Source organism: Streptomyces sp. NPDC001536 (genome assembly GCF_042894505.1).
In the GTDB taxonomy this organism is placed as follows: Bacteria; Actinomycetota; Actinomycetes; order Streptomycetales; family Streptomycetaceae; genus Streptomyces.
This window is the reverse complement of the sequence record NZ_JBIAVQ010000001.1, coordinates 87101-104280: the sequence shown is the minus strand read 5'-3', so window position 1 is coordinate 104280 and position 17180 is coordinate 87101. Positions and strand designations below refer to the sequence as shown.

Annotated in this window: 9 protein-coding genes; 7 read left to right on the top strand and 2 right to left on the bottom strand. The window is 68.2% G+C overall.

Annotated features, from left to right (window positions below):
• Positions 1-6 precede the first annotated feature (6 nt).
• Positions 7-1041 (bottom strand): LacI family DNA-binding transcriptional regulator, encoded by a 1035-nt coding sequence (locus ACFY0U_RS00460; protein WP_388628004.1) that lies wholly within the window; start codon positions 1039-1041, stop codon positions 7-9.
• Positions 1042-1452: 411 nt separating this feature from the next.
• On the opposite strand from ACFY0U_RS00460, the gene ACFY0U_RS00455 reads away from it, so the two are divergent.
• From ACFY0U_RS00455 to ACFY0U_RS00435, 5 genes are all read left to right on the top strand, one after another.
• Entirely contained in the window at positions 1453-2724 is a 1272-nt protein-coding gene (locus ACFY0U_RS00455; protein ID WP_388628001.1) for an extracellular solute-binding protein, read from the top strand.
• A 106-nt stretch (positions 2725-2830) separates the two neighbouring features.
• Positions 2831-3835, top strand: coding sequence for a carbohydrate ABC transporter permease (locus tag ACFY0U_RS00450; protein ID WP_388627998.1), 1005 nt, complete (start codon positions 2831-2833; stop codon positions 3833-3835).
• 13 nt (positions 3836-3848) lie between these two features.
• On the top strand, positions 3849-4757 hold the full coding sequence (locus ACFY0U_RS00445; RefSeq protein ID WP_388627996.1) for a sugar ABC transporter permease: 909 nt from the start codon (positions 3849-3851) through the stop codon (positions 4755-4757).
• 185 nt (positions 4758-4942) lie between these two features.
• The gene (locus ACFY0U_RS00440; RefSeq protein WP_388627994.1) at positions 4943-6625 is read left to right on the top strand and encodes a glycoside hydrolase family 13 protein; all 1683 of its coding nucleotides are present in this window, start codon (positions 4943-4945) and stop codon (positions 6623-6625) included.
• Positions 6626-6701: 76 nt separating this feature from the next.
• Positions 6702-7517 (top strand): tetratricopeptide repeat protein, encoded by an 816-nt coding sequence (locus ACFY0U_RS00435; RefSeq protein ID WP_388627991.1) that lies wholly within the window; start codon positions 6702-6704, stop codon positions 7515-7517.
• Positions 7518-7573: 56 nt separating this feature from the next.
• Here the strand turns inward: ACFY0U_RS00435 and ACFY0U_RS00430 are convergent, their stop codons facing one another.
• On the bottom strand, positions 7574-9643 hold the full coding sequence (locus ACFY0U_RS00430; RefSeq protein WP_388627988.1) for a carbohydrate-binding module family 20 domain-containing protein: 2070 nt from the start codon (positions 9641-9643) through the stop codon (positions 7574-7576).
• A gap of 234 nt (positions 9644-9877) precedes the next feature.
• On the opposite strand from ACFY0U_RS00430, the gene ACFY0U_RS00425 reads away from it, so the two are divergent.
• Together ACFY0U_RS00425 and pulA are read left to right on the top strand one after the other, a co-directional pair.
• Positions 9878-11266, top strand: a complete 1389-nt coding sequence (locus ACFY0U_RS00425) for an alpha-amylase family protein (protein WP_388627985.1) — start codon at positions 9878-9880, stop codon at positions 11264-11266.
• A 455-nt stretch (positions 11267-11721) separates the two neighbouring features.
• The gene (pulA, locus tag ACFY0U_RS00420) at positions 11722-17121 is read left to right on the top strand and encodes a pullulanase-type alpha-1,6-glucosidase (RefSeq protein WP_388627983.1); all 5400 of its coding nucleotides are present in this window, start codon (positions 11722-11724) and stop codon (positions 17119-17121) included.
• The last annotated feature ends 59 nt before the right edge of the window (positions 17122-17180 follow it).

The window sequence follows — 17180 nt, the reverse complement described above, 5'->3', positions numbered from 1 at the left end:
TCCGCCTTAGGGACGATTCCGGTCCCCAGGGGCCGACGCGGTCGAACCGCGCACCACCAGCTCCGGCATGAACACGAACTCGCTGTGCGGCGCGGGCGTCCCGCCGATCTCCTCAAGGAGCGTGCGCACCGCGGCCTGGCCCATCGCCGGCACCGGCTTGCGGACCGTGGTGAGCGGCGGGTCGGTGAAGGCGATCAGCGGGGAGTCGTCGAAGCCGACCACCGAGATGTCCTTCGGCACGTCCAGACCGAGCTGGCGGGCCGCCCGTATCGCGCCCAGCGCCATCATGTCGCTGGCGCACACCACCGCCGTGCAGTTGCGGGAGATCAGCGCCGTGGCGGCCGCCTGACCGCCCTCCAGGGTGTACAGGGAGTGCTGGACGAGCTCCGTCTCGACCGCCTCCGCGGCCAGCCCCAGCTGGTCCTGCATCGCGCGGACGAAGCCCTCGATCTTGCGCTGCACGGGCACGAACCGCTTGGGGCCCAGCGCCAGACCGATCCTCGTGTGCCCCAGCGAGATCAGATGCGTCACCGCGAGCGTCATCGCCGCGCGGTCGTCGGGGGAGATGAAGGGCGCCTGCACCTTCGGCGAGAAGCCGTCCACGAGGACGAAGGGCACACCCTGGCCGCGCAGCTGCTCGTAGCGCTGCATGTCGGCGGAGGTGTCCGCGTGCAGTCCGGAGACGAAGATGATGCCGGCCACGCCCCGGTCGACGAGCATCTCGGTGAGCTCGTCCTCGGTGGAGCCGCCGGGGGTCTGGGTGGCGAGGACGGGGGTGTAGCCCTGCCGCGTCAGCGCCTGCCCGATGACCTGGGCCAGCGCCGGGAATATGGGGTTCTCCAGTTCCGGCGTTATCAGGCCCACCAGGCCCTCGCTGCGCTGCCGCAGACGCACCGGGCGTTCGTAGCCGAGCACGTCGAGTGCGGCCAGCACGGACTGGCGGGTGGTGGAGGCGACGCCGGGCTTCCCGTTGAGGACGCGGCTGACAGTCGCTTCACTGACCCCCGCCTGTGCAGCGATGTCGGCAAGCCGTGTGGTCACAGGGGTGGACTGTACCGCCCGTATCTGCCCTTGCACACCAATTGGACGTCGCGACCGACCTGTTGGCCGACCGGGTCCGGGTTGCTGCGTCATCCCGCTCCCTCATGAAAGTGATGGCAAGAGCTTGCAGAGTCTTGCACAACCCGCGCTGTGCCGCCCCACCGCCGGAAACAAGCGTCTCACGGCGGTTGCCGAGAGGTCACGCCCGGATAACTTCGATGATGTCTTGCACTTTTTTGCTGCAAGACCTTTCGCGGCGCTTACATCGCTGTTACGTTCGGCCACGCCCGGCGGCCGCAACGGCGCAGTCGGACAGCGACAGGGACGGCGGACGGGACCGCCCCCTGCGCAGGCAGGACGGCAGACGGGGCCATCCCTGCACACACGGGCTTTCACCCTCAAGGAGAACTCATGCGGCGTGGCATAGCGGCCACCGCGCTGGTGGCGTCCCTCGCCCTCGCGGCGACGGCCTGCGGCGGAGACAGCGACAGCGGCGACAAGGCCGACGGCCCGGTCACCATCACCTGGTGGGACACCTCCAACGCCACCAATGAGGCGCCGACGTACAAGGCCCTCATCAAGGAGTTCGAGGCCGCCAACAAGGACGTCAAGGTCAAGTACGTCAACGTCCCCTTCGACCAGGCGCAGAACAAGTTCGACACCGCCGCCGGCGCCTCCGGCGCCCCGGACGTGCTGCGCTCCGAGGTCGGCTGGACCCCCGCCTTCGCCAAGAAGGGCTACTTCCTGCCGCTGGACGGCACCGAGGCCCTCGCCGATCAGAGCAAGTTCAAGTCCAACCTGATCGAGCAGGCCAAGTACGAGGGCAAGACGTACGGCGTCCCGATCGTCACGGACACGCTCGCCCTTGTGTACAACAAGGAGCTCTTCGAGAAGGCCGGCGTCGAGGCCCCCAAGACCTGGGACGACCTGAAGAAGGCCGCCGCCACGATCAAGGACAAGACCGGCGTCGACGGCTACTGGGGCTCCACCCAGGCCTACTACGCCCAGTCCTTCCTCTACGGCGAGGGCACCGACACCGTCGACGCCGACGCCAAGAAGATCACGGTCAACTCGGACGCCGCGAAGAAGGCGTACGGCACCTGGCTGAGCCTCTTCTCCGGCAAGGGCCTGCACAAGGCCGACACCACCGCCGACGCCTACGCCCACATCCAGGACGCGTTCGTCAACGGCAAGGTCGCCTCGATCATCCAGGGCCCGTGGGAGATCACCAACTTCTACAAGGGCGCCGCGTTCAAGGACAAGGCCAACCTCGGCATCGCCACCGTCCCGGCCGGCTCCACCGGCAAGGCGGGCGCCCCGACCGGCGGCCACAACCTCTCGGTCTACGCCGGCTCCGACGCCGCCCACCAGAAGGCCTCGCTGAAGTTCCTCAACTTCATGACCTCCGCGAAGTCCCAGGCGACCATCGCGCTGAAGAACTCCACGCTGCCCACCCGTGACGACGCCTACACCGACGAGGTCAAGGCCGACCCGGGCATCGCCGGCTACGGCACGGTCCTCTCCGCCGCCCAGCCGCGCCCGGCGCTGCCCGAGTACAGCTCCCTGTGGGGCCCGCTGGACACCGAGCTGCCCAAGATCGCCGGCGGCAAGGAGTCCCTCGACAAGGGCCTGAGCAACGCCGAGACCGCCATCGCCAAGCTGGTGCCGGACTTCAGCAAGTGAGCCCTGGTGGCCGCCGGATCTCCCGACATGGGGGGAGAGATCCGGCGGCCACCGGCCTGCGCCCAGCCACTTCTCAGTGCCGTAGAACTCCCAGAAGGTGTCGAACATGACAGTCGCCATCGACCGCGCCACCGGCAAGCGCCGCGGTGACCGCGCGCCGCGGCCCGGGCTGGGCCAACGCTTCAAGCGCAGCTACCAGAAGCACTGGTACGCCTACGCGATGATCGCCCCGGTGGCGATCGTGCTCGGCGTCCTCGTGCTCTACCCCCTGATCTACGGCGTCTACCTCACACTCACCGACGCCAACAGCCTCAACACGGCCCGCACCATCGGCGTCAACCACATCGATGCCACCTACAAGTTCATCGGCCTCGACAACTACGCCGACATCCTGTGGGGCCCGACGGCGTACGACCGCTTCTGGTCGCACTTCATCTGGACCATCGTCTGGACGGCGCTCTGCGTCACCCTGCACTACTGCCTCGGCCTCGGCCTCGCGCTGCTGCTCAACCAGAAGCTGCGGGGACGGACGCTGTACCGGCTGATCCTCGTCCTGCCCTGGGCCGTGCCGACCTTCGTCACCGTCTTCGGCTGGCGCTTCATGCTCGCCGACGGCGGCGTCATCAACAGCTTCCTGGAAACCCTCCACCTGCCGACACCGCTGTGGCTGGAGGACACCTTCTGGCAGCGGTTCGCCGCGATCATGGTCAACACCTGGTGCGGTGTGCCGTTCATGATGGTCTCGCTGCTCGGCGGACTGCAGTCCATCGACGGCTCGCTCTACGAGGCCGCCGAGATGGACGGCGCCACCGCCTGGCAGCGCTTTAGGCACGTGACCCTGCCGGGCCTCAGGTCCGTCAGCTCCACCGTCGTGCTCCTCGGCGTCATCTGGACGTTCAACCAGTTCGCCGTCATCTTCCTGCTGTTCGGCAACACCGCCCCCGACGCCCAGATCCTGGTCACATGGGCCTACTTCCTCGGCTTCGGACAGCAGCCGCGCGACTTCGCGCAGTCCGCCGCCTACGGCATCCTGCTGCTGGCCATCCTGATCGTCTTCACCTCCTTCTACCGCCGCTGGCTGAACCGCAATGACCAGCAGCTCGCGATCTGAGGCAGGAGTTCCCATGAGTACGACCACTGTCGACACCCCCGCCGAAGTGAGCGAGCAGCGCTCCTCGCACGCCCCCCGCCGGATCCGGCGCCGCGGCGAGAACAGCCTCGCCGGCTCGTTCGTCTCCCACGGCATCCTGATCGTCGCGTGTCTGATCGCGCTGTTCCCGATCGTCTGGCTGATCTTCCTGTCCCTCGGTCCGGACAAGGACGACTACCTCCACCCCGGCGGCATCTGGGACAAGATGTCGTTCGACAACTACTCGTTCGTCCTCCAGCACACGGCCTTCTTCGACTGGCTGAAGAGCACGCTGATCGTCTCGCTCGGCACCACCGTCATCGGCGTGCTGATCGCCGCGACCACGGGCTACGCCGTCTCCCGGATGCGCTTTCCGGGCTACCGGAAGTTCATGTGGGTGCTTCTGGTGACCCAGATGTTCCCGGTAGCCGTACTCATGGTGCCGATGTACCAGATGCTCTCGGACCTGCAGCTCATCGACAGCTACCTTGGGCTCATCCTCGTGTACTGCACGACCGCGGTGCCGTACTGCGCCTGGCTGCTCAAGGGCTACTTCGACACCATCCCGTTCGAGATCGACGAGGCCGGCCGCGTCGACGGGCTGACCCCCTTCGGCACGTTCACCCGACTGATCCTTCCGCTCGCCAAGCCGGGGCTCGCGGTCGCCGCGTTCTACAGCTTCCTGACCGCGTTCGGTGAGGTCGCGTTCGCGTCGACGTTCATGCTGTCCGACACGAAGTACACGTTCGCGGTCGGTCTGCAGAGCTTTGTGAGTGAGCACGATGCGCAGCGCAACCTGATGGCCGCGACCGCGGTGTTGATCGCCATACCGGTGTCGGCGTTCTTCTACCTCGTGCAGAAGAACCTGGTGACCGGCCTCACCGCGGGTGGAACGAAGGGGTAAGTGCCGCGTCTGTTCGTCGATCGGCTGCAGCGCCGTCGTGGCTGGTCGCGCAGTTCCCCGCGCCCCTTCGGGGCACGGGTGGCGGCCGCGGTGTCCATCCGACCCCGCTGACACCGCGGCCGCCTCTGTTTCACCCGCCCCCCGTACCCCCACCTGACCCGATGACTCCGTTACGCAAGGACGCCATGAGCCAGCAGCACACTGCCGACCCGGCCCCGACCTCCGCCGTAGCCACCGTCGCCCAGCACCGTGACTGGTGGCGGGACGCGGTGATCTACCAGGTCTATCCGCGCAGCTTCGCCGACAGCAACGGCGACGGCATGGGCGATCTGGAAGGCGTACGCTCCCGACTCCCGTACCTGCGCGACCTCGGCGTGGACGCCGTGTGGCTCAGCCCCTTCTACGCCTCCCCGCAGGCCGACGCCGGCTACGACGTCGCCGACTACCGGGCCGTGGACCCCATGTTCGGCAACCTGCTCGACGCGGACGCGCTGATCCGCGACGCGCACGAGCTGAACCTGCGGATCATCGTCGACCTGGTCCCCAACCACTCCTCGGACCAGCACGAGTGGTTCAAGCGGGCCCTGCGCGAAGGCCCCGGTTCCGCCCTGCGGGACCGCTACCACTTCCGCCCCGGCAAGGGCGAGAACGGCGAACTCCCGCCCAACGACTGGGAGTCGATCTTCGGCGGACCGGCGTGGACGCGGGTCACCGAGCCGGACGGCTCGCCCGGCGAGTGGTACCTGCACCTCTTCGCCCCCGAGCAGCCCGACTTCAACTGGGAACACCCGGCGGTCGGCGACGAGTTCCGCTCCATCCTGCGCTTCTGGCTGGACATGGGCGTCGACGGCTTCCGTATCGACGTGGCGCACGGAATGGTGAAGGCGGAGGGCCTCCCGGACCTCGGCGACCACGACCAGCTGAAGCTGCTGGGCAACGATGTCATGCCGTTCTTCGACCAGGACGGCGTGCACGACATCTACCGCCAGTGGCGGACGATCCTCGACGAGTACTCCGGCGAGCGCATCTTCGTGGCCGAGGCCTGGACACCGACGGTCGAGCGGACCGCCAACTACGTCCGCCCGGACGAGCTCCACCAGGCCTTCAACTTCCAGTACCTGGGCACCGCGTGGGACGCGGCCGAGCTCCGCGAGGTGGTGGACCGCACGCTTGAGGCGATGGCCCCCGTGGGCGCCCCGGCGACCTGGGTGCTGTCGAACCACGACGTGACCCGCCACGCGACCCGCTTCGCCAACCCGCCCGGCCTCGGCACCCAGATCCGCACGGCGGGCGACAGGGAGCTGGGCCTGCGCCGCGCTCGCGCGGCGACCCTGCTCATGCTGGCGCTGCCGGGCTCGGCATACGTCTACCAGGGCGAGGAACTGGGCCTCCCGGACGTGGTGGACCTGTCCGACGACGTCCGCCAGGACCCGGCGTACTTCCGCGGCGCCGGCCAGGACGGATTCCGCGACGGCTGCCGGGTGCCGATCCCGTGGACGCGGGAGGGATCGTCGTACGGCTTCGGCACGGGCGGCAGCTGGCTGCCCCAGCCGGAGAGCTGGGCCGAGCTGAGCGTGGAGGCCCAGACGGGTGTGCCGGGCTCGACGCTGGAGCTGTACCGCACGGCACTGGGCCTGCGCCGCTCCCAGCCGGACCTGGGCGCCGGCGAGTCGGTGGAGTGGCTGCGTGCCCCCGAGGGCGTACTGGCCTTCCGCCGTGGCGAGTTCGTCTGCGTCGCCAACACCGGCGGCGAGTCGGTCACGACCCCGTCCTACGGCCGCGTCCTCCTCGCCAGCGGTGAGATCACGGAGGCGGACGGCGAGACGAAGGTCCCGTCGGACACGACGGTGTGGTGGACGACGGCCTGACGGCCGTTCCCCCGAGGAGCACGGAGAGGGCCCGCTGCCTGCCGAGGCGGCGGGCCCTGACGTACTCTCACCGCTTGTGAGGATCACATGGCCGATACGGGGCCACGCGCGGGCCAAGGCTGACATCGAGCGCCTCAACCAGCTCTGGGACGAGGACAAGTTCGAAGAGGTCGAGGCCGAGGCCAGGGAGCTGGAGGCGAGAGCGGCAAGCCCCCGCGGGGATTCGCGGCGCGTGTTTGTGGGGCAGTACGCACGGTTCATGGCCACGTCCGCGGCCTGTGCCCTCGGGCGCGGGGCGCACGTGCTGCACGAGATGGAAGCCCTCGCGGCAGAGCTGCACGACACGGCCGCGCCCGAGCGGCTGCTGCTGGACGCCGTGCGGGCGAACCGCCTGGTCGTCCTCAACGCCGAGCAGCGCTACGGCGAGACCGAGGCGGAAGCAGCGGCCCTACTGGGCGAACTGACCCGGGTCAAGCATCTGATGCAGGTGATGACCATCGAGTTGTTCGTGCTGGCCAACCTCGCCGACGCCCTGTGCGGGCAGGGCCGTCACACGGAGGCCGAGACCATCGTCCGGGGGAACCTGCCCCGGGCCCAAAGACGCGCACTCGCGTCCCTGCACTGCGGCCTCGTCGAGAGTCTGAACGGCCAGGGGCGCCACGACGAGGCCCTCACCGAAGCGCGCCGATTCGCCCCACCCCGGGTTCGGGCGCAGAGCGGGAGGCTGACCATGGCCACCGCTGTCGCCTTGCGGGGCCTGGGACGCCGGAGCGAGGCGGAGGCGGCGGCGCGTCAGGCAGTGGCCGACTGCGAGCGGCATCTGGATCCGGAGCACCCACGCCTCCGGCAGGCCCGCACGCTGCTGACCGAGATCGAAGGGGCCGCTCACTGAATGAGCGGCCCCTTCGGCCCCTTCGGCCCCTTCGGTTTCTTCGGGTCAGGACGGGATCACTTCCAGGTGCCACCGGTGCTGTAGCCCGACGAACTGCCCGTCGTGTACGAGCGGTTCGTGCCGGACTCCCAGGTCACGGTCCCTGAGCTGTTCTTCTTGACGAACTTGTACTCGAACGTCGTGCTCTTGGGCACGATCACCGACTTGCTCCACGTCGGGTACGAGGCCGACGACAGCGGGATCGCGTCGGCCGTGTTCCAGGAGCCGAGGGAGGCGAGGGAGCCGACGACGTAGACGTTGGTGCCCCAGTCGGTGGTGGCCGTGACGTTGAAGGTGACGTCGGTGGCGTTGGCGCTCGCCACGTTCCAGGAGTTGTTCAGTGCGATCGCCGAAGTGGTCGTGGAGGCCGGCCTGTTGGCGTTCGACTCCCAGGTGACGTTCCCGGAGCTGTCCTTCTTGATGTATTTGAACTCGAACGACGTGTTCACCGGCACGCTCACGGCGCCCGACCAGAGCGGGTAGCCGGAGGACGACAGCTTGATCGCCTTCGCGGTGTCCCAGCTGCCCAGTGCCGGGATCGAGCCGACCACGTACACGTCCTGGCCGGACCCCGTCGCCGCGTACTCGTTGAACGTCGCCGTCACCGTCGACGTCGGGTCGTCGTCATCGTCCTCGCACGTCGTGCACGGCGTGAACTCACCGTCGTAGAAGGCGATCGCGCTCTTCGCGGGGATGGTGAGCGTCGCGCTGCCGCCCGACACCGTCACGGTCGTCGCGCCGTTGTCGATGACGTTCGTGTACGTGCCGTCCGCCATGCCCGTCGCGAAGGTGTACGTCGCCGCCGACGAGCCGTTGTTCAGGGCGATGTAGCCCCCGGTGCCCCGCCCGAAGCCGATCACGCTCGACGACTTCGTGGACCAGTGGGACACCGCCGCCGCGCCCACCGCGTTGTGCCACTTCACCATGCCGGTGATCGCGGTGTCCCGCTGGAGGCAGTGCCAGCCACTGGAGCAGTTCGTGTCGGTCACGAAGCCGCCGGAGTTCGGCGGGGCCTGGTCCGAGGAGGAGAACTCGAAGCCCGAGTAGACCGTCGGGGTGGACCACTTGTAGGCGAGCTGGAAGACATTGGCGAGCTTGTACGTGTCGCCGTCCTTGTAGCTCATGTGCAGACCGTTGCGCTCGGTGTCGTGGTTGGTCACGAAGGACACCGAGTTGGCCGGGGTCAGCACACCGGAGGAGGACAGGGACTCCAGGTCGGACACATTGCCCTGGAACGACGACTTCAGCTTGCTCGCGTAGCCGAAGTCCAGGACGTCACCCGCGGAGTAGTAGTCGGAGGCGGCCGGCGTCGAACCCGGATACACCTCCTGGAAGATGTACGGCGCCGAACCGGACGTCGTCGTGTTCAGCTTCGCCCAGATCGCGTTGAGGTCCGCCACCGGCATGTGCTTCGCCGCGTCGATCCGGAAACCGTCCACGCCCAGCGCGATCTGCTTGTTGAGGTAGGCCGCGATGCCCGAGCGGACGTCGTCGTCCTCCGTCTCCAGGTCCGGCAGGCCGAGGAGTTCGCAGTTCTGGATCTCGTCGAGGTTCGACCAGTCGTCGATGATCAGGTCGGAGTCGCCGCACTCGGCGGAGGTGTGGAAGTCGTCGGGGTCCCAGTCGGGGGTGTCGTACTTGTTGGTGATCGTCGTGCCGTTGTAGCCGGTGCCTGTCTGCGCGGCGGTGTGGTTGATCACCGCGTCCGTATACACGTTCACGCCCGCGTCATGGCAGGCGTCCACCATCGAGGCGAACTGTGCCGCCGTCCCGAAGCGGCCGCTGAGGTTGTAGGAGTACGGCTGGTAGACGTCCCACCAGTAGGAGTCGGACTGCTTCAGCGACTCCGACGGAGGTGCGACCCACACCGCGCCGTAGCCGTTGGGTCCGAGCACGTCCGTGCACTCGGAGGCGACCGAGTTCCAGTTGTAGGACCAGAGGTTGGCGATCACATCGCCGGAGGCCGTGGCGTCCGCCTGGGCGGGTGTCGCGGGCAGGGCGATCGCGCCGGCCAGGGCGAGGGCTCCGGCCGCCGCGGTGGTCGCGGCGCGGCGGAGGACACCCGGCGGGCGGTGTCTGGCGGTCATCGGCGGCTCCGAGTGAGAAGGGTCCGAGCGAAAGGGGCCGAGCGAAAGGGTCCGGGCGAGAAGGGGCGGCATTCAACAACTCGTGAGCGTGGGGGAGTTGAGAAGGTCACGTCAAGGTTGTGGATGAAAGTTCTTGCTGTGACTTTCAAGTCTCTTGCTGTAAACCTTTCGTTAGCGGTACGTTCTCGCCGGCGCCGGGCAAAGACGCCTGGCCGTCACGCAAGGAGCCCCCACGTGATATCGAGATGGTCCGCAACCGCCGGTGCCACGGCCACCGCGCTCGCCACCGCCGCAGCCGTCCTGGCCCCCGCCACCCCCGCCGCCGCCTCCCCGCCCGGCACCAAGGACGTCACCGCCGTCCTGTTCGAGTGGAACTTCGCCTCGGTCGCCAAGGAGTGCACCAACACCCTCGGCCCCGCCGGCTACGGCTATGTCCAGGTCTCCCCGCCCGCCGAGCACATCCAGGGCTCGCAGTGGTGGACCTCGTACCAGCCGGTGTCGTACAAGATCGCCGGGCGCCTCGGTGACGCCACCGCGTTCCGGAACATGGTGAACACCTGCCACAGCGCGGGGGTGAAGGTCGTCGTCGACACCGTCATCAACCACATGTCCGCGGGCAGCGGCACCGGCACCGGCGGATCGTCGTACACGAAGTACAACTACCCGGGCCTGTACTCCTCGTACGACTTCGACAACTGCACGTCGACCATCAGCGACTACACCAACCGCGCCAACGTCCAGAACTGCGAACTCGTCGGCCTCGCCGACCTGGACACGGGTGAGGACTACGTCCGCGCCACCATCGCCGGGTACATGAACACCCTGCTGGGCTACGGCGTCGACGGCTTCCGTATCGACGCGGCCAAGCACATGCCGGCGGCCGACCTCGCCAACATCAAGTCGCGGCTCAGCAACACCTCGGTCTACTGGAAGCAGGAGGCCATCTACGGCAGCGGAGAGGCCGTCCAGCCGACCGAGTACACCGGCAACGGGGACGTGCAGGAGTTCCGTTACGCCTACGACCTCAAGCGCGTCTTCAACAACGAGAACCTCGCCTACCTGAAGAACTACGGCGAGGGCTGGGGCTACATGAACAGCTCGGTCTCCGGTGTCTTCGTCGACAACCACGACACCGAGCGCAACGGCTCCACCCTGAACTACAAGGACGGCGCGAACTACACCCTCGCCAACGTCTTCATGCTCGCCTACCCCTACGGCGCCCCGGACATCAACTCCGGCTACGAGTGGTCGAGCACGGACGCCGGACCTCCCAACAACGGCTCGGTGACCGCTTGTTGGCAGGACGGCTGGAAGTGCCAGCACGCCTGGCCGGAGATCCTCCGCATGGTCGCCTTCCGCAACGCGACCCGCGGTGAGTCGGTCACCAACTGGTGGGACAACGGCGGCGACGCGATCGCCTTCGGGCGGGGCGGCAAGGGTTACGTCGCCATCAACCACGAGTCGAGCAGCCTGAGCCGGACCTACCAGACGTCCCTGGCGGCCGGCACGTACTGCAACGTGCAGAACAACACGACGGTGACCGTGAACTCCAGCGGCCAGTTCACCGCCACCCTCGGCGCCAACACCGCGCTCGCGATCTACGCGGGCAAGTCCAGCTGCTGAACCGCTCCGCCCTCAGGACGGCCGCCCCCGCCACGGCGCAGGGGCGGCCGTCCGAGTATCTCGATGTACATGATCCGGCCGTACACCACGTCGAGGATCAGATCGCCCCGCGCGGGCAGCAACGGCAGGCAGCGATGGCCCGGGCCGTACGGCTGTCTGCCGGGATGCTCCGAGGTCCGGATGCTCTGGCAGCAGTCGTCCCCGCAGCCGCACTCGGCGAACGAGGGGCGCTTCCTCCTCCATGCGGCGACGGTAGCCAGGAGCCACCGCGCGGGGCGAGCGTTTAAGCGCGGTGCGATCAGGCGTTGCTGCTCGTGGGGGCGCCGGCACGGACCAAGTCCCGCTGCTGAAATTCCTTTCCGTTGCTTTCAGGACTCTTGCTGTAAGGCTTACGGCGGCGATACGGTCGCGCGGGGTCGGACCCGAAGAGCCGTACATCGCAAGGAGTCCACGTCTTGATACCGAGATGGCCGACGCCGCCGAGGCGCCGCACCGCCCACGTAGGACGGGTCGCCGCGGTCACCGTGACCGCGCTGGCCGCAGCGCTCGTCCAACCTCTCGCGGCGCGGGCGGACACCCCGCCGCCGCCCCCCTCCGACGCCAAGCTCGCCTCGGCGCCCGCCCGGCACGACTCCACCCGCGAGCAGTTCTACTTCGTGCTCCCGGACCGCTTCGCCAACGGGGACACCGGCAACGACAAGGGCGGACTGACGGGCACCCGCCTCACCACCGGCTACGACCCCACCGACAAGGGCTTCTACCAGGGCGGCGACCTCAAGGGTCTGACCAAGAAGCTCGACTACATCAAGGGCCTGGGCACCACCTCCATCTGGATGGCCCCGATCTTCAAGAACCAGCCCGTGCAGGGGACGGGGAGCAACGCCTCCGCCGGCTACCACGGGTACTGGATCACCGACTTCACCCAGGTCGACCCGCACTTCGGCACCAACAAGGACCTGGAGACCCTGATCTCCAAAGCCCACGCCAAGGGCATGAAGGTCTACTTCGACGTCATCACCAACCACACGGCCGATGTCGTCGACTACGAGGAGAAGTCCTACGACTACCTCTCCAAGGGCGCGTTCCCGTACCTGACCAAGGACGGCGAGCCCTTCGACGACACCGACTACGCGGACGGCGAGAAGGACTTCCCGGCGGTCGACACCGACTCCTTCGCCCGCACCCCCAAGGCCACCAAGAACAACAAGGTCCCGTCGTGGCTCAACGACCCGACGATGTACCACAACCGCGGCGACTCCACCTTCGCCGGTGAGAGCTCCGAGCAGGGCGACTTCTCCGGCCTCGACGACCTGTGGACCGAGCGTCCCGAGGTCGTCAGCGGCATGGAGAAGATCTACGAGAAGTGGGTCCGCGACTTCGACATCGACGGCTTCCGGATCGACACCGTGAAGCACGTCGACATGGACTTCTGGACCCAGTGGGCCACCGCCCTCGACGCCTACGCGGCCGAGCAGGGCCGCGACGACTTCTTCATGTTCGGCGAGGTCTACTCCGCCGACACGTCGATCACCTCGCCGTACGTCACCCAGGGCCGCCTCGACGCCACGCTCGACTTCCCCTTCCAGGAGGCGGCACGGCAGTACGCCTCCCAGGGCGGCAGCGCGCAGAAGCTGGCCGCTGTCTTCGGCGACGACTACAAGTACACGACCGACAAGGCCAACGCGTACGAGCAGGTCACCTTCCTCGGCAACCACGACATGGGCCGCATCGGGTACTTCCTGAACCAGGACAACCCGAAGGCGACCGACGCCGAGCTCCTCGCCAAGGACAGGCTCGCCAACGAGCTGATGTTCCTCAGCCGCGGCAATCCCGTCGTCTACTACGGCGACGAGCAGGGCTTCACCGGCGCCGGCGGCGACAAGGACGCCCGCCAGACCATGTTCGCGTCGAAGACCGCCGACTACCTCGACGACGACGAGATCGGCACCGACCGTACGCACGCGAGCGACGCGTACGACACGAGCGCGCCCCTGTACCGGCAGATCGCCGCGCTGTCCAAGCTCCGCAAGGCCAACCCCGCCCTCGCCGACGGCGTCCAGACCGAGCGTTACGCGGCCGACGGCAGTGGCGTCTACGCCTTCTCGCGCACCGACGCCAGGACGGGCACCGAGTACGTCGTCGCGTTCAACAACGCGGGTGAGGCCAAGTCGGCGACCTTCGCGACCGGTTCGGCAGGGATGGCGTTCAAGGGGATCTACGGCGGTGACGCCTCGCTCAAGAGCGATGCCGACAAGAAGATCACCGTCACCGTCCCCGCCGGCTCCGCGATCGTCCTCAAGGCGGCCGGCAAGCTCGCCAAGCCCGCCACCGCGCCGACGCTCACCCTGAAGGCCCCCGACGCCGGAGCCACCGGCACGGTCGAGGTCAGCGCCGACGTCGACGGCGGACAGCTCAACCGGGTCGTCTTCGCCGCCCAGGTCGGCAACGGCAAGTGGCGCACGCTCGGCTCCGCCGACCACGCGCCGTACAAGGTCACGCAGGTCGTCGGCAAGGACGTGGCGCCCGGAACGGCCTTGCGCTACAAGGCCGTTGTCATCGACTCGGCCGGACGCACCGCGAGCACCACGGCGGCCTCCACCACCGGCACCCCGCCCGCCGAGGAGATCCCCACCGCCTCCTCCCGCGACTACGCGATCGTCCACTACAAGCGCGCCGACGGCGACTACGCGAACTGGGGCCTGTACGCCTGGGGCGACCTCGCCGACGGCGAGTCCACGAACTGGCCGGACAGCCACCCCTTCATCGGCCGGGACGCCTACGGTGCCTTCGCCTACGTCAAGCTGAAGCCCGGCGCCTCCAGCGTCGGCTTCCTCGTCATCGACAAGGACGGCAACAAGGACGTCGCCGCCGACCGCACGATCGACGTCACCAGGACCGGCGAGGTCTGGATCGAGCAGGGCAAGGCGGACGTCGTCACCGAGCGGCCCGACTATCCCGCGCAGGACAAGACGAAGGCGGTCCTGCACTACCACCGGGCCGACGGGAACTACGAGGGCTGGGGACTGCACGTCTGGACGGGCGCCGCGAACCCCACCGACTGGTCGAACCCCCTGGAGCCGGTGAAGACTGACGCCTATGGCGCGGTCTACGAGGTACCGCTCACCGAGGGTGCCACCAGCCTCAGTTACATCCTCCACAAGGGCGACGAGAAGGACCTGCCCAGCGACCAGTCGCTGGACCTCAAGTCGAACGGCCATGAGGTGTGGCTGGTGAACGGCCAGGAGAAGTACCTGCTCCCGCAGCCCGCCGGCTCCGCGGCCGCCCTCGACCTGACCACCTCCAAGGCGGTCTGGATCGACCGGGACACGGTCGCCTGGAACGGCTCCGCCGCCGCGGTCTCCACCCAGCTGCTCTACAGCCGCGACGGCTCGATCACGGCCAAGGGCGGCGCGCTGACCAGCGACGACGAGCGCTGGCTGCGGCTGTCGAAGACCACCCTCACCGACGCCCAGAAGGAGAGGTTCCCGCACCTGAAGGACTACACCGCCTGGTCCGTCGACCCGCGTGACCGCGACCGGGTGCGCGAGGCCCTCAAGGGCCAGCTCGTCGCCTCCCAGCGGGCCGTCAACGGCGCCGTGCTCGCGGCGACCGGCGTGCAGATCGCCGGCGTGCTCGACGACCTGTACCCGGAGGCGGCCAAGGCCGACCTCGGGCCGACCTTCGACAAGAGCGGCCGTCCGACGCTGGCCGTCTGGGCGCCGACCGCACAGAGCGTCGCCCTGGAGCTCGACGGCTCCACGGTGAAAATGAGGCGGAACTCCACCACCGGCGTCTGGTCCGTCACCGGCCCCAAGTCCTGGAAGGGCAAGGAGTACCGGTACCTCGTGAAGGTCTGGGCGCCCAGCGTCCGGAAGCTCGTCACCAACAAGGTCACCGACCCCTACTCGGTCGCCCTGACCGCCGACTCGGAGCGCAGCCTCGTCGTCGACCTGGACGACAAGTCCCTCGCCCCGAGCGGCTGGTCGACGTACACCAAGCCGAAGGCCGTCCCGCTCAGGGACGCCCAGATCCAGGAGCTGCACATCCGCGACTTCTCCGTCGCGGACAAGACGGCCAGTGACCCGGGCACCTACCGCGCCTTCACCGACAAGAACAGCGACGGCTCCAGGCACCTGAAGGCGCTCGCGAAGTCGGGCACCTCCTACGTCCATCTCCTGCCGGCGTTCGACATCGCCACCATCCCCGAGAAGAAGTCCGACCAGGCGAGCCCCGACTGCGACCTGGCCTCCTACCCGGCCGACTCCGACAAGCAGCAGGAGTGCGTGGCGAGGACGGCCGCGAAGGACGCCTACAACTGGGGCTACGACCCGTACCACTACACGGTCCCCGAGGGCTCCTACGCCACCGACCCCGACGGCACCGGGCGCACGGTCGAGTTCCGCGAGATGGTCAAGTCCCTGAACGAGGACGGCCTGCGGGTCGTCATGGACGTCGTCTACAACCACACGACCTCCAGCGGCCAGGCCGACACCAGCGTCCTCGACAAGGTCGTCCCCGGCTACTACCAGCGGCTCCTCGCCGACGGTTCGGTCGCCAACAGCACCTGCTGCGCCAACACGGCGCCCGAGAACGCCATGATGGGCAAGCTCGTCGTCGACTCGATCGTCACCTGGGCCAAGGAGTACAAGGTCGACGGCTTCCGCTTCGACCTCATGGGCCACCACCCGAAGGCCAACATCCTGGCGGTCAGGAAGGCCCTGGACGCGCTGACCCTCGCCAAGGACGGCGTCGACGGCAAGAAGATCATCCTGTACGGCGAGGGCTGGAACTTCGGCGAGGTCGCCGACGACGCCCGTTTCGTCCAGGCCACGCAGAAGAACATGGCCGGAACCGGTGTCGCCACCTTCTCCGACCGGGCCCGTGACGCCGTGCGCGGCGGCGGCCCCTTCGACGAGGACCCCGGCGTCCAGGGCTTCGCGTCCGGGCTCTACACCGACCCCAACACCTCGAAGAGCAACGGCACCACGGCCGAGCAGAAGGCCCGTCTGCTGCACTACCAGGACCTCATCAAGGTCGGCCTGTCCGGCAACCTCAAGTCCTACGGCTTCACCGACACCGACGGCAAGGAGGTCACCGGCGCCGAGGTCGACTACAACGGCCAGCCCGCCGGCTACGCGGACGTGCCCGGCGACGCCCTCGCCTACGCGGACGCGCACGACAACGAGTCCCTGTTCGACGCGCTGACGTACAAACTGCCCGCGACGACCGGTGCGGACGACCGCGCCCGCATGCAGGTCCTCGCCATGGCGACCGCGACCCTCTCGCAGGGCCCGGCGCTCTCCCAGGCGGGCACCGACCTGCTGCGCTCCAAGTCCCTGGACCGCAACTCCTACGACAGCGGCGACTGGTTCAACGCCATCCACTGGAGCTGCGAGGACGGCAACGGCTTCGGGCGCGGGCTGCCGATGGCGGCCGACAACGAGTCCAAGTGGTCCTTCGCCAAGCCCCTGTTGGGCTCGGTGAAGGTGGGCTGCGAGCAGATCGAGGGCACCTCGGCGGCGTACCAGGACCTACTGAGGATCCGTTCGACGGAGAGCGTGTTCTCCCTCGGCACGGCCGCGCAGGTGCAGTCGGAGCTGTCCTTCCCGCTGTCGGGCAAGGAGGAGACGCCGGGCGTGATCACCATGGAACTCGGTGACCTCGTCGTGGTGTTCAACGCGACGCCCCAGGCCCAGGAGCAGCGGGTGGCCGCGCTGGCCGGGACGGCATATGCGCTGCACAAGGTCCAGGCGGAAGGCGCGGACTCTACCGTCAAGGGCTCGTCCTACGAGCGGGTTTCGGGCACCTTCACCGTTCCCGGACGGACTGTGGCCGTATTCTCCCGCAAGTCCTGACAAGGGCATTACCGTGGTGGGGCAGACCCGGGTCCGGGTCTGCCCCATCGTGCTGTCCA